Annotated in this window: 20 protein-coding genes; 8 read left to right on the top strand and 12 right to left on the bottom strand. The window is 63.4% G+C overall.

What is annotated here, in order from left to right:
- Positions 1-24: 24 nt before the first annotated feature.
- Both AC1Z3V_RS17735 and AC1Z3V_RS17730 read right to left on the bottom strand, forming a co-directional pair.
- Positions 25-1,029: an inorganic phosphate transporter gene (locus AC1Z3V_RS17735; RefSeq protein ID WP_429810637.1), complete on the bottom strand. Its 1,005-nt coding sequence runs from the start codon at positions 1,027-1,029 to the stop codon at positions 25-27.
- The gene (locus AC1Z3V_RS17730) at positions 1,029-1,673 is read right to left on the bottom strand and encodes a DUF47 domain-containing protein (RefSeq protein WP_429810635.1); all 645 of its coding nucleotides are present in this window, start codon (positions 1,671-1,673) and stop codon (positions 1,029-1,031) included. The genes AC1Z3V_RS17735 and AC1Z3V_RS17730 overlap by 1 nt, the downstream gene beginning before the upstream one ends.
- Positions 1,674-1,877: 204 nt before the next feature.
- On the opposite strand from AC1Z3V_RS17730, the gene recF reads away from it, so the two are divergent.
- From recF to AC1Z3V_RS17715, 3 genes are all read left to right on the top strand, one after another.
- Positions 1,878-3,002 (top strand): DNA replication/repair protein RecF, encoded by a 1,125-nt coding sequence (gene recF / locus AC1Z3V_RS17725; RefSeq protein ID WP_483500734.1) that lies wholly within the window; start codon positions 1,878-1,880, stop codon positions 3,000-3,002.
- Between the two features lie 135 nt (positions 3,003-3,137).
- Complete coding sequence (locus AC1Z3V_RS17720; RefSeq protein ID WP_483500732.1) at positions 3,138-3,899, top strand: molybdopterin-synthase adenylyltransferase MoeB; 762 nt, start codon at positions 3,138-3,140, stop codon at positions 3,897-3,899.
- A 7-nt stretch (positions 3,900-3,906) separates the two neighbouring features.
- Positions 3,907-4,377, top strand: coding sequence for a GNAT family N-acetyltransferase (locus AC1Z3V_RS17715; protein ID WP_483500730.1), 471 nt, complete (start codon positions 3,907-3,909; stop codon positions 4,375-4,377).
- A gap of 51 nt (positions 4,378-4,428) precedes the next feature.
- On the opposite strand, the gene AC1Z3V_RS17710 is transcribed toward AC1Z3V_RS17715, so the two are convergent.
- On the bottom strand, positions 4,429-5,433 hold the full coding sequence (locus tag AC1Z3V_RS17710) for a 2-hydroxyacid dehydrogenase (protein ID WP_077962855.1): 1,005 nt from the start codon (positions 5,431-5,433) through the stop codon (positions 4,429-4,431).
- A 182-nt stretch (positions 5,434-5,615) separates the two neighbouring features.
- On the opposite strand from AC1Z3V_RS17710, the gene AC1Z3V_RS17705 reads away from it, so the two are divergent.
- Complete coding sequence (locus tag AC1Z3V_RS17705) at positions 5,616-6,167, top strand: SH3 domain-containing protein (RefSeq protein ID WP_483500728.1); 552 nt, start codon at positions 5,616-5,618, stop codon at positions 6,165-6,167.
- A 39-nt stretch (positions 6,168-6,206) separates the two neighbouring features.
- Here AC1Z3V_RS17705 and AC1Z3V_RS17700 read toward each other — a convergent pair whose 3' ends face one another.
- Together AC1Z3V_RS17700 and AC1Z3V_RS17695 are read right to left on the bottom strand one after the other, a co-directional pair.
- A complete protein-coding gene (locus AC1Z3V_RS17700; protein ID WP_483500726.1) occupies positions 6,207-7,199 on the bottom strand; it encodes an adenosine kinase in 993 nt (330 codons plus the stop codon).
- An 86-nt stretch (positions 7,200-7,285) separates the two neighbouring features.
- A complete protein-coding gene (locus AC1Z3V_RS17695; protein WP_429810625.1) occupies positions 7,286-7,714 on the bottom strand; it encodes a VOC family protein in 429 nt (142 codons plus the stop codon).
- 66 nt (positions 7,715-7,780) lie between these two features.
- Here AC1Z3V_RS17695 and AC1Z3V_RS17690 point away from each other — a divergent pair, with 66 nt between their 5' ends.
- Positions 7,781-8,374, top strand: a complete 594-nt coding sequence (locus AC1Z3V_RS17690; RefSeq protein WP_483500724.1) for a TetR/AcrR family transcriptional regulator — start codon at positions 7,781-7,783, stop codon at positions 8,372-8,374.
- Positions 8,375-8,399: 25 nt separating this feature from the next.
- Here AC1Z3V_RS17690 and nth read toward each other — a convergent pair whose 3' ends face one another.
- Complete coding sequence (gene nth / locus AC1Z3V_RS17685) at positions 8,400-9,176, bottom strand: endonuclease III (RefSeq protein ID WP_483500722.1); 777 nt, start codon at positions 9,174-9,176, stop codon at positions 8,400-8,402.
- A 22-nt stretch (positions 9,177-9,198) separates the two neighbouring features.
- Between nth and AC1Z3V_RS17680 the strand changes: the two genes are divergently transcribed.
- Together AC1Z3V_RS17680 and AC1Z3V_RS17675 are read left to right on the top strand one after the other, a co-directional pair.
- Positions 9,199-9,696 carry a DUF2244 domain-containing protein gene (locus AC1Z3V_RS17680; RefSeq protein ID WP_483500720.1) on the top strand — a complete coding sequence of 166 codons (498 nt, stop codon included), beginning with the start codon at positions 9,199-9,201 and terminating at the stop codon, positions 9,694-9,696.
- A 105-nt stretch (positions 9,697-9,801) separates the two neighbouring features.
- Positions 9,802-10,689: a methylated-DNA--[protein]-cysteine S-methyltransferase gene (locus AC1Z3V_RS17675; protein WP_483500718.1), complete on the top strand. Its 888-nt coding sequence runs from the start codon at positions 9,802-9,804 to the stop codon at positions 10,687-10,689.
- Positions 10,690-10,807: 118 nt separating this feature from the next.
- On the opposite strand, the gene AC1Z3V_RS17670 is transcribed toward AC1Z3V_RS17675, so the two are convergent.
- The 6 genes from AC1Z3V_RS17670 to mepA form a co-directional block, all read right to left on the bottom strand.
- Entirely contained in the window at positions 10,808-11,443 is a 636-nt protein-coding gene (locus tag AC1Z3V_RS17670) for a 2,3-bisphosphoglycerate-dependent phosphoglycerate mutase (RefSeq protein WP_429810615.1), read from the bottom strand.
- A 34-nt stretch (positions 11,444-11,477) separates the two neighbouring features.
- A complete protein-coding gene (dapB, locus tag AC1Z3V_RS17665; protein WP_483500717.1) occupies positions 11,478-12,296 on the bottom strand; it encodes a 4-hydroxy-tetrahydrodipicolinate reductase in 819 nt (272 codons plus the stop codon).
- Positions 12,297-12,320: 24 nt separating this feature from the next.
- Entirely contained in the window at positions 12,321-14,138 is a 1,818-nt protein-coding gene (locus AC1Z3V_RS17660; RefSeq protein ID WP_483500715.1) for an ABC transporter ATP-binding protein, read from the bottom strand.
- A 112-nt stretch (positions 14,139-14,250) separates the two neighbouring features.
- Positions 14,251-15,270: a glucokinase gene (locus tag AC1Z3V_RS17655; protein ID WP_483500713.1), complete on the bottom strand. Its 1,020-nt coding sequence runs from the start codon at positions 15,268-15,270 to the stop codon at positions 14,251-14,253.
- Between the two features lie 121 nt (positions 15,271-15,391).
- The gene (locus AC1Z3V_RS17650) at positions 15,392-15,775 is read right to left on the bottom strand and encodes a methylglyoxal synthase (protein WP_429810607.1); all 384 of its coding nucleotides are present in this window, start codon (positions 15,773-15,775) and stop codon (positions 15,392-15,394) included.
- 104 nt (positions 15,776-15,879) lie between these two features.
- The gene (gene mepA, locus AC1Z3V_RS17645) at positions 15,880-16,935 is read right to left on the bottom strand and encodes a penicillin-insensitive murein endopeptidase (protein WP_429810605.1); all 1,056 of its coding nucleotides are present in this window, start codon (positions 16,933-16,935) and stop codon (positions 15,880-15,882) included.
- 234 nt (positions 16,936-17,169) lie between these two features.
- Here mepA and AC1Z3V_RS17640 point away from each other — a divergent pair, with 234 nt between their 5' ends.
- Positions 17,170-19,023 carry an extracellular solute-binding protein gene (locus AC1Z3V_RS17640; RefSeq protein WP_483500711.1) on the top strand — a complete coding sequence of 618 codons (1,854 nt, stop codon included), beginning with the start codon at positions 17,170-17,172 and terminating at the stop codon, positions 19,021-19,023.
- Positions 19,024-19,145 lie beyond the last annotated feature (122 nt).

Here is a 19,145-nt window from a genome sequence, read left to right as displayed (position 1 = left end):
GGCGGGAGATAGTCCCTGTATCGATCAGAACAGCAGATCGATCGTGAAGTAGGCGAGGGCCGAGATCGCCGCCGCTGCCGGCATGGTGATGAACCAGGCAATCACGATATTACCTGCAAGCCCCCAACGCACGGCCGAGACGCGCCGCGCCGCGCCGACGCCGATGATCGCGCCGGTGATGGTGTGCGTCGTCGAAACCGGAATGCCGAGCCAGGTGGCGGCAAAGAGCGTGATCGCTCCGCCCGTTTCGGCACAGAAGCCCTGCATCGGATTGAGCCTGGTGATCTTCGAGCCCATGGTGTGAACGATGCGCCAGCCGCCGAACAGCGTGCCGAGCGCGATCGCCGCCTGGCAGGTGATCACGACCCAGAAGGGAACGTAGAACTCCGAACCGAGATACCCTTGCGAGAAGAGCAGAACGGCGATGATGCCCATGGTCTTCTGCGCGTCATTGCCACCGTGACCGAGAGAATAGAGCGACGCCGAGACGAACTGCATCACGCGGAAGGTGCGATCGACGGCAAAGGGCGTCTGCCGCACGAACAACCAGGAGACGATCAGCACCAGCATCAGCGCCAGGAAAAAGCCGATCGCCGGCGACATGAAGATGGCGCCGACGGTCTTGAGAAGACCGGTCCAGACGATGGAATTAAAGCCCGTGCTGGCAAGGCCGGCGCCGACAAGGCCGCCGATCAGCGCGTGCGACGAGCTCGACGGAATGCCGAACAGCCAGGTGACGATGTTCCAGACGATCGCCCCCATCAGGGCCGAGAAAATCACCAGCGGTGTCACGATACCGGGATCGATGATGCCCTTGCCGAGCGTCTCGGCCACGTGCAGACCGAAGAACAGGAAGGCGATGAAGTTGAAAAAGGCCGCCCATAGGACCGCATATTGCGGCCTGAGCACCCGCGTCGAGACGATCGTCGCGATGGAGTTGGCGGCATCGTGCAAGCCGTTCAGGAAGTCGAAGAACAGCGCGATGGCGATCAATCCCGCGAGCAACGGAAAGGCGAGCGTCGCATCCATCAGACGTTCTCGATCACGATGCCGCTGATTTCATTGGCAACGTCCTCGAACCGGTCGATGACTTTTTCCAGCTGGCCATAGATCTCGCTGCCGACGATATAGGCCATCGCGTTGCCCGTGCCGTAGCGGTGGAACAATTCCTTGAGGCCTTGCTCGTGCAGTTCGTCGGAATGTCCCTCGATGCGGGTGACCTCCTCGGCGATGGCGATAAGGCGGTCGTGATTGGCGCCGATGCGGTCCAGCAGCGGGACAGCCTCGGCAATCAGGTGCGCAGCCCGGCCGACGATCGCGCCCATTTCGCGCATGCCGGGTTCGAAGCTCTTCTGTTCGTAGAGCCTGATCGTCTTGACCGTCTTGTGCATCATGTCGATGGCATCGTCCATCGACTGGATCAGGTCCTTGATGTCGCCGCGGTCGAAGGGCGTGATGAAGGAGCGACGGACTGCCAGCAGCACTTCGGCAGTGATGTGGTCCGCTTCATCTTCGAGCGCGACGATGCGGTCGCACTGTTTCTCCATGTCATCGCCGCCGGCAAGCAGCTTGTCGAGCGCCTCGGCGGCGCCGACGACGGTGAGCGAGTGTTTCGCGAAAAGCTCGAAAAAGCGATCCTCGCGGGGAAGTAGTTTGCGGAACCAAGCCAGCATCACAAATATGTCCATTCGTGGATTGTCATGAAACTGTCATATTGGACCGGAGCGCCCAAGAAAAGCACCTGATCCAAGGGGTTTGTCGCCTTTCCCCCGCCGAAATCGGCCAAGTTGCACCGATATGGACAGGTATGCCGTTTCACCTTGCCTTGGCGCCTGCTTTCGTCCTAGCTGGCGCCCAACCTCGAATCCGGACTGCCGATGCCACACAAGGTCTTTCTCAACCGCCTGAAGCTCACGGAGTTCCGCAACTATGCGGCCCTCTCGCTGGAGCTCGACCAGCGCCACGTGGTGCTGACGGGAGAGAACGGCGCCGGCAAGACCAACCTGATGGAGGCGGTCTCGTTCCTCTCTCCCGGTCGGGGCTTGAGACGTGCGGCCTATGCCGATGTCACCCGTGTCGGCGCCAGTGACGGCTTCTCCGTCTTTGCCGCTGTCGAGGGCATGGACGGGCCGGTCGAAATCGGCACCGGCACCGCCGGCGTGACCGAGGGGCAGTCCCGACGATTGCGGCTCAACGGAACGCCCGCGGCGAGCGTCGACGAGCTGACCGATCACCTGCGCGTTCTCTGGCTGACCCCGTCGATGGACGGCCTCTTCACCGGGCCCTCTTCCGATCGGCGGCGCTTTCTCGATCGGCTGGTGCTTTCGCTTGATCCGGAACATGGCCGCCGCGCCAGCGAGTTCGACCGCGCGATGCGCAGCCGCAACCGCCTGCTGACCGAGTTTCGCCCGGACCCGGCCTGGCTGACCGCGATCGAACGCGAGATGGCTGGCCTCGGCGTTTCCATGGCGCTGGCGCGGCAGGAAATGCTCGGCCTGCTCACCGCGCTCGTCGAACGGAACGTGGACGGCGATGTTTTTCCGTCGGCGCGGCTGGCGCTATCCGGATTTCTCGACGACGAAGGTCATCGCCCGGCCTATGATCTCGAAGAGCAATATCTGACGATGCTGCGGGATGGACGGCCGCGCGACGCAGCGGCAGGCCGCACGCTCGACGGGCCGCATCGGAGCGACCTGCTCGTTCGCCACCGAGAGAAGGATATGGAGGCGGCACGCTGCTCGACCGGTGAGCAGAAGGCGCTGCTCGTCGGCCTGGTGCTGGCGCATGCACGTCTCGTCGGCGACATGACCGGCCACGCGCCGATACTTCTGCTCGACGAGATCGCAGCGCATCTCGACATCAACCGGCGCGCGGCCCTGTTCGACCTCGTCGACGGCCTCGGCGGCCAGGCCTTCATGACCGGCACGGACCAGGCGATGTTCGAGGCACTTGGCGATCGCGGCCGCTTCCTGACCGTTTCGCACGGCAGCGTTACGGGATAAGCAGGAGCCGGATGAGGAAAGTGTTTGCGGTTTTCGCACGGAACCCGCTCTCCCTCATGGGCGTCGATCACGTTTATGATTTGGTCGAGCCGATCCAAGATCTAGAGATCGGCCGCCGCCGAGGAGGATGTTGCCATGACCGGTGAGAACAAGCTCGACCAATCGGAGATCTCGCGCTACGCCCGCCATATCGTGCTTCCGGAAATCGGCGGCGCTGGCCAGCAGAAGCTGAAGGCGGCGAACGTGTTGGTCATCGGCGCCGGTGGTCTCGGCGCGCCGGTGCTGCACTACCTCGCGGCCGCCGGCATCGGTCGCATCGGTATCGTCGACGACGACACCGTTTCGCTCTCCAACCTGCAACGGCAGATCATCCATCGCACCGAGGACATCGGCCGCGCCAAGGTCGAGCGGGCGGCGGAAGCAATTGCCTCGCTCAATCCGCATGTCGTCGTCGAAGGCCACCAGATCAGGCTTAACCCCGACAATGCCGAGGCGCTGTTCCGGCAATATCACCTGGTGGTCGACGGCTCGGACAATTTCGACACGCGCTACCTCGCAGCCGATACCGCGGCCAAGGTGGGCATTCCGCTGGTGACCGGCGCCGTCGGCCGCTTCGACGGATCGCTGACGGTGCTGATGCCGTACAAGGCCGGCGCGGACGGCCGGCCGAACCCCTCCTATCGCGATCTCTTTCCCGAAGCACCGCCGGCGGGCGTCGTGCCCTCCTGCGCCGAAGCGGGCATCGTCGGCGCCTTGACCGGCGTCATCGGCACGCTCCAGGCGATGGAAGCGATCAAGGTGATTGCCGGTTTCGGCGAGCCGCTCGTCGGGCGGCTGTTGATGTATGACGCGCTGACGGCGCAGTTCAACACCATCCGCTATCGTCGCAGAGCATAGGCCGACCATGGTACAGATCTTTCGCATCGACGAAACATTCGACCGGCACGAGGAGCTGCTGGCGCTTATCCTCGGTGCCTTCTCCTACATGGACGGGCAGATCGACCCGCCCTCGTCGGCGCATGCATTGAACATCGAATCGCTCCGGCAAAAGATCGCTGACGAGATCGCCTTCGGCGTCAGCGACGGCGAAAGGCTCGTCGGCTGCATCTTCTGCAAACCCGAGGCCGATTGTCTCTATATCGGCAAGCTCGCGGTTGCTCCGCAGACACAGGGCAAGGGCATCGGCCGACTGCTGCTCGCGGAAGCGGAAATGACGGCGCGATCGCTCGGCCTTCCCGCACTGCGGCTGCTGACCCGCATTGAACTCGTCGACAACCACCGCGCCTTTGCCGCCTGGGGATTCGTCCAGAGCGGCACGATGTGCCATCCCGGCTTTACCCGGCCGACGGCAATCGAGATGCGCAAGACGCTCTAGCTTTCAATCGGGACGGACAGCGGCACGTCGGGGCCGTGCGGCGTTTCGCGATCAATCGCGGCCCGGAAGCACGCGGTCCGGCGGGCGGTGACCGTCGAAGAAGGTGCGGATGTTGATCACCACCTTGTCGCCCATGTCGATCCGGCCCTCGAGCGTCGCCGAGCTCATGTGCGGCAGCAGCACGACCTTGCCTTCGCCGGCGAGCTTGATCAGCTTCGGATTGACGGCCGGCTCATTCTCGAAGACGTCGAGACCGGCGCCGGCGATCTTGCCTTCGCGCAGGCACTTGATCAGCGCCGTCTCGTCGATGATGCCGCCACGGGCGGTGTTGACGATGTAGCTGTCAGGTCGCATCAGCGCCAGGCGGCGGGCCGAGAGCAAATGATAGGTCGCCGGCGTCGACGGGCAGTTGACCGAAACGATATCGACGCGGGCAAGCATCTGGTCGAGGCTGTCCCAGTAGGTCGCCTCCAGCATCTCTTCGGTCTCCGCCTTCACCCGGTGGCGGTTGTGGTAGTGGATCGAGAGGCCGAAGGCCTTGGCACGGCGGGCAACGGCGGTGCCGATCCGGCCCATGCCGACGATGCCGATGCGCTTCCCCGCGATACGACGGCCGAGCATCCAGGTCGGCGACCAGCCGGCCCATTCGCCCTTGCGGTCGGTCAGGATCTGCGCACCCTCGGCAAGCCGTCGCGGAACCGCGAGAATGAGAGCCATCGCCATGTCGGCCGTGTCTTCGGTCAGCACGTTCGGCGTGTTGGTGACGGTGATGCCCTTGCGCGCGGCGGCATCGACATCGATGTTGTCGACGCCGTTCGAGAAGCTGGCGATCAGCTTCAGTTGCGGGCCGGCCTGCTCGATCAGCGCCGCATCGATGCGATCGGTCACCGTCGGCACCAGCACGTCGGCGCGTTTCACCGCCGCGACAAGCTCCGGCTGGCTGCGCGGCGTGTCGTCGATGTTCAACTCCGCGTCGAAGAGTTCGCGCATGCGCGTCTCGACGATATCCGGCAATTTGCGGGTGATGTAGACCGTGGGCTTCTTCTTGCTTGTCATTGCTGCGACGGGCCTTGTTGACGGGTCTTTAACCAAGTTGGGCGATACTTTCTCCCTGTAGCCGCATTTTCTACCAGACCCCACCGGGAAGACAAACAAAACTCGCGTCGTCGTCCCCGCGATTTCAGCCCGCGGACTGGGCCTCGAATAAACTGCGCCTGCATGAGCTATTGCCACGGATAATGAGCTTCGTCATGCGTCATGTCATTTCCAGATTCTCGTTCTCGTTGATCGCCGCCTGCCTTGGCGCCGGGATCATGACGTCGGCGGCTTACGCTCAAGCCGCCAAGGGCGCCAGCGGACTGCCGCTGCCGCGATTCGTCAGCCTCAAGTCCAAGAGCGTCAATCTCAGGATCGGCCCGAGCGTCGATTACGCGGTCGCGTTCCGCTACATGAAGCCCGGCGTGCCGGTGGAGATCATCCAGGAATACGATAACTGGCGCCGTATCCGCGATGCCGACGGCACCGAAGGCTGGGTGAACCAGGCGCTGCTTTCCGGCGACCGCACGGCGGTGGCAGCGCCCTGGATGCGCGGCAAGGGCGAAGGCGTCTTCGTCAACATGCGCCGCGACCCGCAGGGAACGGCCCCGATCACCGCCCGCATGGAACCTGGCGTCATCGTGCGTGTCGGCGAGTGCAATGGCGACTGGTGCCATGTCGAGACGCAGGGCGTCGAAGGCTGGATCGCCCAGAGCGAGATCTGGGGTGCCTATCCGGGCGAGGCCTTCAAGTAAGGCCGCGCCCGCTTTTCGCAAGATTCAAATCAGGGCGAATCAGGCGAGACCGGCCTGCTTGGCGGCGGTTGCCAGCGACACCATCGGCCGCGGTCCGATCTGACCGATGACGATTCCGGCGGCGAGGTTGCCAAGCTTGCTGCAATCTTCGAGCGAGCGTCCGGTCGTGTAGCCGTACAGGAAGCCCGCAGCATAGAGATCGCCGGCGCCGGTGGTATCGACGACCTGGGCGATCGGCTTTGCGCCGACGCGGACCCGCTCTTCTCCACGCACGACCACGGACCCTTCCTCGCTGAGCGTCACGGCGGCGAGCTTGCAGTCCTTCGAGAGTTTTTCCAGCGCCAGATCGAAATCCTCGGTCTCGTAGAGCGCCAGCGCTTCCTGCTTGTTGGCGAAGACGATATCGACCGTGCCGGAACGCATGAGCTCGAGGAACTCGTCGCGGTAGCGGTGGACGCAAAAGCTGTCCGAGAGCGTGATCGCGGTTTCGCGGCCGTTTTCGTGGGCGATCCGGGCGGTTTCGCGGATCGCGTCCTTGGCCCGCGGCGGATCCCACAGATAACCTTCGAAATAGGTGACCTTGGACTGCGCGACGACGTCAGCCTCAACGTCCTCGGGGCCAAGCTCGACGCAGGCGCCGAGGTAGGTGTTCATCGAACGCTCGCCGTCTTCGGTGACGAAGATCATCGAGCGCGCGGTCGGTGGCACGCTTTCAAGCGGCTTCGTCTCGAAGTAAACGCCCTGGGCGCGGATGTCGTGCGCGAAGATCTCGCCGAGCTGGTCGCTCGCGGTCTTGCCGAAATAGGCGGCACGGCCGCCGAGGCTGGCGACACCGGCTGCCGTATTGCCGGCGCTGCCGCCGGACGCTTCGACCGCCGGGCCCATGCGCGAGTACAACAACTCGGCGCGTTCGGCATCGATGAGGTTCATGGCGCCCTTAATGATGCCGTTTTCATTGAGAAAGGCGTCGTCGCAGCGCGCGATGATATCCACGATGGCATTGCCGATCGTCAGCACGTCGTATTTTGTCATGAACCTCGTCCGGTCTCCGTGATGGCCGGTGTTCGTTAATACCGGTTTTCCGGCCATTTGGAAGACAAAAGACGCGTGCCGGCTCCTCACGCCGTAGGAAGCGCGCTTTCATCATATGCGGCGGCGAAATCGGCGCTCGGCGGAATGGGCTTGATGACATCGATCAGCACGCCGTTCGGGTCGGCGGTGATGAAATGACGCTGGCCGAAGTCCTCGTCGCGCAACGTCTTGAGGATCGGCAGGCCGGCGGCAAGCGCCTCGGCATAGATGCGGTCCGGATCCTCGACCTCGAAATTCAAGAGAAGACCGCGGGTCGGAGCGCGCGCCTCCTCCGGGATTGTCTCGTGACGGTAGTCGAGCACGGCCAGCGCCACGTGGTCGTCTTCGACCGACTGCAGATGCACATACCAGTCGCTGGTGAAGAGCGCCTGGAAGCGAAAATGCTCGATGTAGAAGGCGGCGGTTCCCGCAACATCTGATGTCATGATGACAGGATAGTAGCTCGTCGATTTCATGGCTTTCCCTCGCTCGCGCAATATCATACAATCTGTATGTATCCAATTAACATACAGGCTGCATGTATGCAACAGGGGAACTCCCGCCGCTCCAACCGTGAGCGATCCGACACGACGCGCGCCGCGATCGTTGATGCCGCCCGCGGCCTCTTCGTCACCAGGGGTTATGCCGATACCTCCACGCCCGATATCGTCGCCGCCGCCGGATTGACCCGCGGCGCGCTCTATCACCACTTCGAAGACAAGAAGGCGCTGTTCCGCGCCGTGGCGGAGCGGGAAGCAGGCGCCGTGGCGGCATCGATCGAGCAGGCGACGGCCGACGACCTGACGCCGCGCGAGGCCCTGAAGGTCGGTGCCCGCGCCTATTTCGACGCGATGCGGAAGCCGGGCCGGATCCGCCTGCTGCTGCTCGACGGGCCGGCGGTGCTCGGCAGGCAGGAGATGGTGGCGATCGACGCGGCCAATGCGCAGAGAACCTTGGCGGAAGGCCTTGCCGAAGCGATGGCGCCGGCAGCTCCCAAACGCGAGAAACTATCCGCCATGGCTTCGCTGCTCTCGGCGGCGTTCGATCGCGCAGCCCTCGACATCGCCGACGGCGCGTCGCGCGAGGTCTATGCGGAGACGATCGGCACGCTGATCGATCGGATGGTGTCGGCCTGACGTCAATCCCGCCGAGGTCGTGGTCTCAGCTTGCGGCGGAGATGGTCTGCGGCGGCAGTTCGACGAGCGGTGCCGGGATATCGCAGGTCTTTTCCGGCGACTTGCAGAGATCGGCGATGACGCAGCGTTCGCATTCGGGCTTGCGCGCCTTGCAGCAATAGCGCCCGTGCAGGATCAGCCAGTGGTGCGCATGGTAGAGATACTCGTCCGGGATGATCTTGATCAGCTTGTCTTCCACCTCGTCCGGCGTCTTGCCCGGTGCCAGACAGAGCCGGTTGGCGATGCGGAAGATGTGGGTGTCGACGGCGATCGTCGACTGGCCGAAAGCCATGGAGAGCACCACATTGGCGGTCTTGCGGCCGACGCCGGGCAAGGTCACCAGCTCCTCGCGCGTGCGGGGCACCTCGCCGCCGAAATCGCGGATCAGCTTTTCGCTGAGCGCGATGACGTTCTTCGCCTTGTTGCGGTAGAGACCGATGGTCTTGATGTAGTCCCGGAGCTTCTCCTCCCCGAGCGCCAGCATCTTCTCCGGCGTATCGGCGACGGCGAAGAGCGCCCGCGTCGCCTTGTTGACGCCGGCATCGGTCGCCTGCGCCGAAAGCGCCACGGCGACGACCAGCGTGAACGGATTGACGTGCTCCAACTCTCCCTTCGGCTCCGGCCGCTGGATCGAGAAGCGGCGGAAGATCTCCTTGAGCTCGTCCCGGCTATAGAGGCTCTTCACGCGCGGAGTGGCGCGGCGGGCGGTCGCCGACTTCGGTTTTGCGGCGCCAACGGGCAATTTCGGCTTCACGTTTTTCATGATGCATCTATAGTCAAAGGTCATGACCAATGGCAACGTCACCACCCCGCCCGAAGATGCGCCGGTCTTCACCGCCGAGCTCACGCCCTACCGCTCGCTCGGGCGCCGCGGCTTCAAGATCTTCTTTCTGCTCGCCGGGCTTTTGAGCCTCGTGCACGCCTTCGTCTTCTTCGTCATCGGCGCCTGGCCGGTCGTGTTCTTCTTCGGCCTCGACTATCTGCTGCTCTTCGGCGCCTTCTGGCTGAACAATCGCTCGTCACTCAGCCGCGAGGAGGTCAGCGTTTCCAGGACCGATGTTTCCGTGCGCAAGTTCACCCCCTGCGGAAAGATCACCGAACACCGGTTCAATCCTTTCTGGGCGCGCTTCAACGTCGCCCGGCACCAGGAGATCGGCATCGTCTCGATGACGATCAGTGGCGGTGGCCGGCGGACCGATATCGGTTCGTTTCTCAATCGCGACGACCGCGAGACCTTCGCGGTCGCGCTTTCGGGCGCGCTTGCGACCGTTCGCCGCCGCTGACGCCCGCCGACCGACAAAAGGGACCCAAATCCGCGCATTCGCTCAAGTTTCGGGTGGTTGCCGGGGCCGCCAAATGGTTACCTGTGGCATGACAGGAGAAGAGCCATGAACATTGCGACATCCGTACCCACAGACATCACGCCGAAAGGCACCGACTACGATACGGTCAGCCGCGTGATCGAAATGCTGACCGAGGACTATCGCGACCAGCCGTCGCTCGAAACCGTGGCGCAGCGCCTGAAACAATCGCCGACGCAGCTTCAGAAGGTCTTCACCCGCTGGGCGGGGCTTTCGCCAAAGGCCTTCCTCCAGGCCGTGACGCTCGACCATGCCAAACGTCTGCTGCGCAAGGAAGACATGCCGCTGCTCGAAACCAGCATCGAGGTGGGGCTATCGGGACCGAGCCGCCTGCACGACCTGTTCGTGACCCACGAGGCGATGTCGCCCGGCGAATGGAAGGCGCGCGGCGAGGGTCTGACGATCCGCTACGGCTACCACCCCTCCCCCTTCGGCACCGCGCTCGTGATGATCACCGAGCGGGGGCTTGCCGGCCTTGCCTTCAACGATGCCGGCGGCGAACAGGCGAGCTTCGAGGACATGGCGCAGCGCTGGCCGAACGCTAGCTACATCGAGGACAGCGCCGCGACCGCCTACTATGCTGCGCGCATCTTCGATCCGTCGCGCTGGCGCCCGGACGAGCCGCTGCGCATCTTCCTGATCGGCTCCGATTTCCAGATCCGGGTGTGGCAGGCGCTGTTGAGGATCCCGCTCGGCTGCGCCACCACCTATTCGAACATCGCCGGAAACATCGGCCAGCCGACGGCGTCGCGCGCGGTCGGTGCTGCCGTCGGCCGCAACCCGATCTCCTTCGTGGTCCCCTGCCACCGCGCGCTCGGCAAGAGCGGGGACCTCACCGGCTACCACTGGGGCCTGACGCGCAAGCGCGCGATCCTCGGATGGGAGGCCGGAAAGGCGGCGGACGGCACGATCTGAAGTTTCCGGGTCAGTAGTTCCGGACGGAAAACCGTTTCACATGATTCCTGCGACTGCTTGGCAAAACAAAAAGGGCGCCCGCGCGGCGCCCCTTCTTCATTCTGCATTCCGGGAGCACTCAGTGGGCGCCGGACATGTCGCCCAGCACTTCCTTGGAAGCGACGGTCGAGTCGGCATTGAGCTTGTAGACCATCGGCACGCCGGTCGCGAGGTTGAGCTTCAGGATCTGCTCCTTGGTCAGGCGGTCGAGCACCATGACCAGAGAGCGCAGCGAGTTGCCGTGGGCGGCAACCAGGACCTTCTGGCCGGACAGGACGCGCGGCAGGATCTCGGTCAGGTAATAGGGCCAGACGCGGGCGCCGGTGTCGCGCAGGCTTTCGCCGCCCGGAGGCGGAACGTCGTAGGAGCGGCGCCAGACATGCACCTGCTCCTCGCCCCACTTCTCACGTGCATCGTCCTTGTTGAGGCCCGCGAGGTCGCCGTAGTCGCGCTCGTTCAGCGCCTGGTCGCGGATTGTTTCGAGCGAGGACTGGCCCACGGCGTCGAGCACGAACTGGCAGGTGCGCTGGGCGCGGACGAGGGCCGAGGTGAAGGCGATGTCGAATTTGATGCCGTAGTCGGCAAGCGCCTTGCCGCCGGCCTTGGCTTCCTCGACGCCGAGTTCCGTCAGGTCCGGATCGCGCCAGCCGGTGAACAGGTTCTTGAGGTTCCAGTCGCTCTGGCCATGCCGGACGAGGACGAGAGTACCGCTCATGTCGAATTCCCCTTGAGACTTGAGAGTGAAAAGGTCAGTTGAGCCCGAGAACATCGAGCATGGAGTAAAAGCCGGGCTTCTGGCCGCGGGCCCAGAGTGCGGCGGTGACGGCGCCGCGCGCGAAGATGGAGCGATCCGTAGCGCTGTGCGACAGCGTCACCTGCTCGCCTTCGCCGGCGAGAATGACCGAATGCTCGCCAACCACCGAGCCGCCCCGCAGCGTCGCAAAGCCGATCGTGCCGGCCGGACGCGGGCCGGTATGGCCGTCACGCACGCGCACCGAATTGTCGGCAAGGCTGATGCCGCGGCCCCTTGCCGCCGCTTCGCCGAGAAGCAGCGCCGTTCCCGAGGGCGCATCCACCTTGTGCTTGTGATGCATTTCGAGGACTTCGATGTCCCAGTTGGCGGGGTCGAGGGCCCGCGCCGCCTTCTCCGTGAGCACGCCGAGCAGGTTCACGCCGAGGCTCATGTTGCCCGACTTGACGATGCGGGCGTGGCGCGCGGCGGCGCGAATCTTCGCCTCGTCGTCGGCCGAGCAGCCGGTGGTCCCGATAACATGAACGATACGGGCCTGAGCCGCGAGGCCAGCGAACTCGACTGTGCCCGCCGGCGCCGTGAAATCAAGCACGCCTTCGGCCTCGACGAAAGCCTCGAGCGGCTGGTCGGTGACCGGCACGCCGATCGGTCCGAGACCGGCCAGTTCGCCGGCGTCACGGCCGATGAAGGGGGAGCCCGGGCGTTCGATGGCGGCGTGCAGGCTGGCGCCACCCATCGCATGGACCGTGCGAATCAGCGTCTGGCCCATGCGGCCAGCGGCACCCACCACCACGAGCTTCATATCGGTTTCGCCCATCGGTGATTTCCTTCTCGTCCGTTTTTAGATTTCGGCGCCGGCCGGCGCTTCGGGAGCCTTGGCCTCAGGCGACTGACCCTGAAGATTGTGAAGCCGAGCGTAGAGACCGTCCGGTCGCCGTGCAAGGTCGGCATGCGTCCCCTCCTCGACAACGGAACCATCCTTCATGACGATGATCTTGTCGGCATTGACGACGGTCGAGAGGCGATGCGCGATGACGATCACCGTGCGGCCGTTCATGGCGTGATCGAGTGCCTTCTGCACGGCAGCTTCCGATTCGGTATCGAGCGCCGAGGTGGCCTCGTCGAGCAGCAGGATCGGGGCGTTGCGTACGAGCGCGCGAGCGATCGACAGGCGCTGACGCTGACCGCCGGAAAGCGTCATGCCGTTCTCGCCGACGGGAGTGTCGTAACCCTGCGGCTGCGCCAGAATGAAATCATGCGCATAGGCAAGCCGTGCGGCTTCCTCGATCTCCGCGTCGGTCGCGTCGATGCGGCCGTAGCGGATGTTGTCGCGGATCGATCCTTCGAAGAGATAGGGTTGCTGCGACACATAGGCGATGCCCTTGCGCAGCGACTGCTTGGTGACGTCGGCGATGTCCTGTCCATCGATCAGGATCTGGCCGGAAGCCGGATCATAGAACCGCGGGATGAGGCTGATGACCGTCGATTTGCCGGCGCCGGAGGGACCGACGAGGGCCGTCGTCTTGCCGCCTTCGGCGACGAAGCTGACGCCCTTCAGAACCTCGTCGCCATTGGCGTATTGGAAGCGGACATCGCGTAGCTCCACGGCGGCGCCGGTGAAGGCCAGCTCCTTGGCATCGGGCTTGTCGCGCTGGTGCGGCACGGTGTCGAGGATTTCATAGACCATGCGGGCATTGACGGCGGCCCGTTCCAGCGAGACCTGCAGCCGTGCGAGCCGGCGGGCCGGATCGTAAGCCATCAGTAGGGCCACCACGAAGGCGAAGAAGGCGCCGGGCGGCACGTCGGCATAGATCGAGCGGAAGGCGGAATAGGCGAGAACGGCGGAAATCGCGAGGCCGGCGAAGGTCTCGGTCATCGGTGCCGTGCGCTCGCTTAAGCGCGCGATGCGGTTCGCCCGGTTCTCGGCCCGATCGATGATGGCCTCGACCTTGCCGCGCAGTTCGCCTTCCATGGTGAAGGCCTTGACGATGGTGATGCCCTGGATCGTTTCCTGCATCGCGCCGAGAACGCGGCTGTTGACTTCGATCGATTCGCGCGTCGCCGAACGCAGGCGCCTGGAAACGTAGCGCAGGCCGAGCAGCAATGGCGGCGCTGCCACGAAGACGATGATCGACAGCAGCCAGTCCTTGGCGAACATGACGCCGACGAGACCGATCAGGGTCAGAAGATCGCGGGCGATCGACGTGACCGTCAGATTGAGAACGTCGCGAATACCGCTGACGTTCTGGCTGATCTGGGCCGCAAGCTGTGCCGATCGTGTCTCGTTGAAATAGCCGACGCTCAGCGCCATCAGATGGGCGTAGAGCCGGCGCTGGTAACGCGCAACGATGTTGTTGCCGATCTTCGACAGGGCAACGGCCTGGCCGTAGGTGGCGAAGCCGCGCAACACGAAGGCCGCAAGGATCGCGCCGCAGACGAGCAGGACGATGTCGGCCCGCTTGTTGGCGAAGGCCTCGTTGATCACGGTTTCCATGATCGAAGCCGTGAATCCGGTTGTTGCGGCAACGACAGCCAGACAGGCGATAGCAAAGACATAGCCGCGAATGTGTTCGCGACCGTTTTCCGCAATGACCCGTTTCAGAATTCCGCTGATCGTATCGGAATCGACCGCGTGCTGTTTTCTATTGCTGGCGCTCAAAAAGCCCGTCTTCCCTGGACCCAGTGTGGCGAGCCAGTTTCCGGCCCGACCTTTCCCGGGGCTCTATAGTGCTTTGGTGTCGTTTTGGCGAGTCTTTGCGCGCGCCGACTGCTTAGCTTCTCCAGCGGCGTCCCTCCGTTGCAACACCGAAATCCCACGGTGTGCGAGCAAAGGCGGCAAGGCCCGAGAGGGCTGCCATGGGATGAATGACGGCAAAAGTCGGGATCGCCTTCATCAGCGCCGAGTGTGGGGCCTTGTCTTCAAAGGCGGCACGGAACGGTGATTTCATGAGCGCCGGCAGGATCTTCTGCGAAATGCCACCGGCCAGAAACACGCCGCCGCGGGCCATGAAAATCAAAGCCATGTCGCCGGCAACGCGACCGAGATAGGTGCAGAACAACGAAATCGTCTCGATGGCCGCCCTGTCGCTCTCGGCAAGCGCATGCGTCGTCACTTCCGCCGGTTCGGCGAGCACCGGATCGACACCATCGGCGGCGCAGACGGCGCGATAGAGATTCATGATGCCGCGGCCGCAAAGGATCTGCTCGCCGGCCATGCGCCCTTCGATCGGCTCGAGGAAGGGCCAGATCTGAAAGTCACGTTCGCTGCGCGGGCCGATGTCGACATGGCCGCCTTCGCCCGGTACCGGGATCCAGGTGTGCTGGGCAAAGACCAGTCCGCCGACGCCGAGGCCCGTGCCCGGGCCGAGAACGACGCGCGACGTCAGCGGGCGGACGCTGCCGCCGCCGATCTGTACGAGATCCTCGTCCGCCGGCGCGGCGACCGCGAGCGCCTGTGCCTCGAAATCGTTGATGATCAGCACGTCCTCGAGGCCAAGGCTCGAAAGCATGTCCTTCGGCCTGATCACCCAGCCGGCATTGGTGAGCGGAATTTCGTCGCCCCGGATGGGACCGGCCACGGCCAAAATAGCCGAACGCGGCTGGACCGAGGTCTTGTCGAGGATGCTCTTCTGCATCGCCTCCTCGATCGTTTCGAAATCACCGGTCTTGATCGGCGGCAGTTGTTTCGGCTCGGCAAAGGCATCGACGAGCAAGGCAAAGCGGGCATTGGTGCCACCGATATCGCCGATCAGGATCGGAAAGGGGAAGATATTTTCACTGGTGCCGGGCATCGCAAGATCCATCCTGATCGGTCGTGGCAGGTATATAGCGTTGTCTATCAGTTAGGGCGGCACAAGGGAAAGTGTGCGATTTTCCGCCCGCATCCGCCCAACTCATGAGAAGCGATCATGTTTATGGCCTTGGGTTGAAGTCGAGCAACTGTTCGGCCGTCGCCCGGTTTAGAGCCATCGGAATGTCATAGACGATCGCAAGGCGCATCAGCGCCTTGACGTCCACGTCATGCGGCATCGCTGTCAGGGGATCGACGAAGAAGATCAGTAATTGCACCTCGCCGGTGGCAATCATCGCGCCGATCTGCTGGTCACCGCCAAGCGGACCGCTTTTCAGTCGCGTGATATCGAGCCCCGGACAGACATCGAGGACACGGCCGCCTGTCGTGCCTGTCGCAACGATGCGCCATTGGGACAAAACCGCCTCATGCGCCTTGGCGAAGGCAGCTAGATCGTCCTTCTTCTGATCGTGAGCGATCAGGGCAATGCATTTCCGATCCGCCATGTCGGGCCTCGCATCAATCTTTAAATCGATTTGATTGCCCTATACATGAACGTTGCGGCAATGGAAAGGTTGAAGCCTTCCCACTCCGCTTGTGCGTCCATGATCTATTGCAAGGTCGGACGGGCCAGCGGCACCGGAACATCGGCGGGCGGCACGTCGCCTGCGGCAGCGCCGATCACATGCTCGATGCCCTCAACAGCCGGGGCCGGCGCAGCCGCGCGATAGGCCGTGCCAAAGGTGGCGGCCTCTTCCGAGGCCGGCGCAGGACCGTTCAGCACCAGCGCACAGGCCTTCGGCAGGTCGGCAAGCGTCGTTACCTTAGGCTTCACGGGTTTTTCGCCCGGCTTCTTCGCAGGCTTCGCCCAGGGCTCGTCGGTAAACCACCAGGCCAGCGACTTGTCGCAGCCATCGCCAGCCGGCACCGCCGCCTGATCCTTGCAGCTCGTTGCCCCCGCCGGGCATTTGATGCGGATGTGGAAGTGATAGTCGTGACCATAGATCGGCCGGACCTTGCCGAGTGCCGAACGGTCGCCGGTCCAGGTGTCGCAGAGCTTCTTCTTGATCGCCGGGTTGACGAAGACGCGCTCCACCTGCGGATAGCTCGCGGCCAGCATGATGAGCTGCGCGTGTTTCGGCGTCCAGATGGAACGGTCGATGGTCAGGAACTTGTTCTTCTGCAGCATCGAGGTGGCGGAGATATCCTCGCGCTCGCGATAGGTAAGCGTGCGCTGCGGCATCGGCGTCAGCCAGATATCGGCATCGAGGCCGATCTGGTGGGAGGCATGTCCCGACAGCATCGGGCCGCCGCGCGGCTGCGAGATATCACCGAGCAAAAGGCCCGGCCAGCCGATCTTTTCGGCAGCGTCACGCGAAAACTGCTCGATCAGCGAGATCATCTGCGGGTGCCCCCAGCGGCGGTTGCGCGACAGCCGCATCGCCTGCCAGGTGGGCCCGTCGGTCGGGATCGCGACCCCGCCGGCAAGACAACCTTTCGCGTAGAAACCATAGGGGTTGGCAGCCATTTCGGTCGGCAGGGCCTTGGCGCCGAACAGCGCCTTGGCCGGCGTTTCGTCCGCAACCGCATTGTCGGCAATCAGGAGGCTTGTGCCCAGCAGCAGCGCCAGAAGCGCCGAACCGCAGCGTCGAAATGGAGCAATCATCAAAATTCGTCCCGTTTGTCCCGCGGACATCCACGCCGACGCGCAGCATGCGATGTCCTACGAACCCCTATCCTAGAGCCCGGTCTTTGCCTGAGCCTTGCGACTCATGCGGTTGTGAATCACCGGGATGTGACTCAAAAATTTCGCCTGATTTGCGGCAGTGCCTGTCAATTGCCGGGATTTCGCCTATGCTCTCAAAAAAAGAAGATTGAAATATAAAGGGGTACCGGCTGGATGCCAAACTTCTGCAGGACCATGAAACCTGGCCTCGCAACGTCACTTCTGGCTGCGGCGCTTCTTCTCCTTCCTCCTGCAGCCAATGCCGAACACTCCGACTGGCATCATGGGCTGTCGCTCGTCGGCGAGCTCAAATACAAGCCCAACTTCCCGCATTACGACTATGTCAATCCGAACGCACCGAAGGGCGGCGACGTCAGGCTCTCGAATACCGGCACCTTCGACACCTTCAATCCGATCCTCGACAGGGGGGAGGCCGCCGTCGGTTTGGCACTGGTCTTCGACACCTTGATGAAGTCCGCAGACGACGAAATCTCGACGGCCTACGGCCTGCTTGCCGAGGGCGTCTCCTTCCCCGCCGACATCTCGTCCGCCACCTTCCGCCTGCGGCAGGAAGCGAAATGGGCGGACGGAAAGCCGGTGACGCCGGAAGACGTCATCTTCAGCTTCGACAAGACCAAGGAACTCAATCCGCTCTACTCGAACTACTACAAGCACGTGAAGTCGGCCGAAAAGACCGGAGAACGCGACGTCACCTTCCATTTCGACCAGAAGAACAACCACGAACTGCCGAATATTCTCGGGCAATTCCTGATCTTGCCGAAGCACTGGTGGGAGGGGCAAGGGCCGGACGGCAAGCCGCGCGACATCAACAAGACGACGCTGGAACCGGTGATGGGCTCCGGCCCCTATAAGATCGCATCCTTTTCGGCCGGAGCGACGATCCGCTACGAGCTCAGAGACGACTATTGGGGCAAGTCGCTGAACGTCAATGTCGGGCACAACAATTTCGGCTCGATCAGCTATACGTTCTTCGGCGACCGCGATGTCGAGTTCGAGTCGTTTCGTTCGGGCAACAGCGACTATTGGCAGGAAAACCAGGCGAGCCGCTGGGCCACCGGCTATGATTTCCCGGCGGTCAAGGACGGCCGCATCAAGCGCGAGAGCCTGCCCAATCCGCTGAGAGCCACCGGCATCATGCAGGCCCTGGTGCCCAACATGCGCCGGGCGCCCTTCAACGACGAAAGGGTGCGCCAGGCGCTGAACTATGCCTTCGACTTCGAAGAGATGAACCGGACCGTCTTCTACAACCAGTATACACGGGTCGACAGCTACTTCTGGAACACGGAGCTCGCCTCTTCGGGCCTGCCGGAAGGGGACGAGCTCTCCATCCTCAACGAGGTGAAGGACAAGGTGCCGCCGGAAGTCTTCACGACGCCCTACAAGAACCCCGTGGGAGGCACGCCGCAGGCCGGGCGCGACAACCTGCGCCAGGCGATCGCCCTGCTCAAGGAAGCCGGCTACGAGCTGAAGGGCAACCGGATGGTCGAGGCGAAATCGGGAAGGCCGTTCGCGTTCGAGATCCTCTTGAGCAGCGCCACGCTCGAGCGCGTCGCACTGCCCTATGCGCAGAACCTCAAGAAGATCGGCATCGACGCGCGCGTGCGCACCGTCGATCCGTCGCAATACACCAACCGCACGCGCGCCTTCGACTATGACATGACCTGGATCGTGTGGGGCGAGACCCTCAGCCCCGGAAACGAGCAACTCGACCAATGGGGATCGAGGGCCGCCAAGGAGCCCGGCTCGCGAAATTATGCCGGGATCACCGATCCCGGTGTCGATGCGCTGATCGAGAAGGTGATCTTCGCCAAGGACCGCAAGGCGCTCGTGGCAGCGACAAAGGCACTCGACCGCGTCCTGCTCGCGCACAATTTCGTCGTGCCGCTCTACTACGGCAGGGACATGCACATCGCCTACTGGGACAAGTTCGCGCGGCCTGCGGAGCTACCGACTTATGCGATCGGCTTTCCCGATATCTGGTGGTCGAAAACCGCCGCTGCCAAATGAAGTCCTTGCACTCCAGCGGCGTCTCGATTCCAAATGCAAAAAAACGAATCACTGAAACAAGCACCAGCCCCGATCCGGGCCTGACAGCCGCAAGGAGACGCAAGGATTGAGACATCATAGAC

This window comes from Ensifer sp. 38_S197 (genome assembly GCF_056924495.1).
This window is presented reverse-complemented; position numbering and strand designations above follow the sequence as displayed.

What these genes read in the sequence shown, in the direction of transcription:
- AC1Z3V_RS17735 (WP_429810637.1), bottom strand. Translation starts at nt 1,029, where the DNA reads ATGGATGCGACGCTCGCCTTTCCGTTGCTCGCGGGATTGATCGCCATC.
- AC1Z3V_RS17730 (WP_429810635.1), bottom strand. Translation starts at nt 1,673, where the DNA reads ATGCTGGCTTGGTTCCGCAAACTACTTCCCCGCGAGGATCGCTTTTTC.
- recF (WP_483500734.1), top strand. Translation starts at nt 1,878, where the DNA reads ATGCCACACAAGGTCTTTCTCAACCGCCTGAAGCTCACGGAGTTCCGC.
- AC1Z3V_RS17720 (WP_483500732.1), top strand. Translation starts at nt 3,138, where the DNA reads ATGACCGGTGAGAACAAGCTCGACCAATCGGAGATCTCGCGCTACGCC.
- AC1Z3V_RS17715 (WP_483500730.1), top strand. Translation starts at nt 3,907, where the DNA reads ATGGTACAGATCTTTCGCATCGACGAAACATTCGACCGGCACGAGGAG.
- AC1Z3V_RS17710 (WP_077962855.1), bottom strand. Translation starts at nt 5,433, where the DNA reads ATGACAAGCAAGAAGAAGCCCACGGTCTACATCACCCGCAAATTGCCG.
- AC1Z3V_RS17705 (WP_483500728.1), top strand. Translation starts at nt 5,616, where the DNA reads ATGAGCTTCGTCATGCGTCATGTCATTTCCAGATTCTCGTTCTCGTTG.
- AC1Z3V_RS17700 (WP_483500726.1), bottom strand. Translation starts at nt 7,199, where the DNA reads ATGACAAAATACGACGTGCTGACGATCGGCAATGCCATCGTGGATATC.
- AC1Z3V_RS17695 (WP_429810625.1), bottom strand. Translation starts at nt 7,714, where the DNA reads ATGAAATCGACGAGCTACTATCCTGTCATCATGACATCAGATGTTGCG.
- AC1Z3V_RS17690 (WP_483500724.1), top strand. Translation starts at nt 7,781, where the DNA reads ATGCAACAGGGGAACTCCCGCCGCTCCAACCGTGAGCGATCCGACACG.
- nth (WP_483500722.1), bottom strand. Translation starts at nt 9,176, where the DNA reads ATGAAAAACGTGAAGCCGAAATTGCCCGTTGGCGCCGCAAAACCGAAG.
- AC1Z3V_RS17680 (WP_483500720.1), top strand. Translation starts at nt 9,199, where the DNA reads ATGACCAATGGCAACGTCACCACCCCGCCCGAAGATGCGCCGGTCTTC.
- AC1Z3V_RS17675 (WP_483500718.1), top strand. Translation starts at nt 9,802, where the DNA reads ATGAACATTGCGACATCCGTACCCACAGACATCACGCCGAAAGGCACC.
- AC1Z3V_RS17670 (WP_429810615.1), bottom strand. Translation starts at nt 11,443, where the DNA reads ATGAGCGGTACTCTCGTCCTCGTCCGGCATGGCCAGAGCGACTGGAAC.
- dapB (WP_483500717.1), bottom strand. Translation starts at nt 12,296, where the DNA reads ATGGGCGAAACCGATATGAAGCTCGTGGTGGTGGGTGCCGCTGGCCGC.
- AC1Z3V_RS17655 (WP_483500713.1), bottom strand. Translation starts at nt 15,270, where the DNA reads ATGCCCGGCACCAGTGAAAATATCTTCCCCTTTCCGATCCTGATCGGC.
- AC1Z3V_RS17650 (WP_429810607.1), bottom strand. Translation starts at nt 15,775, where the DNA reads ATGGCGGATCGGAAATGCATTGCCCTGATCGCTCACGATCAGAAGAAG.
- mepA (WP_429810605.1), bottom strand. Translation starts at nt 16,935, where the DNA reads ATGATTGCTCCATTTCGACGCTGCGGTTCGGCGCTTCTGGCGCTGCTG.
- AC1Z3V_RS17640 (WP_483500711.1), top strand. Translation starts at nt 17,170, where the DNA reads ATGCCAAACTTCTGCAGGACCATGAAACCTGGCCTCGCAACGTCACTT.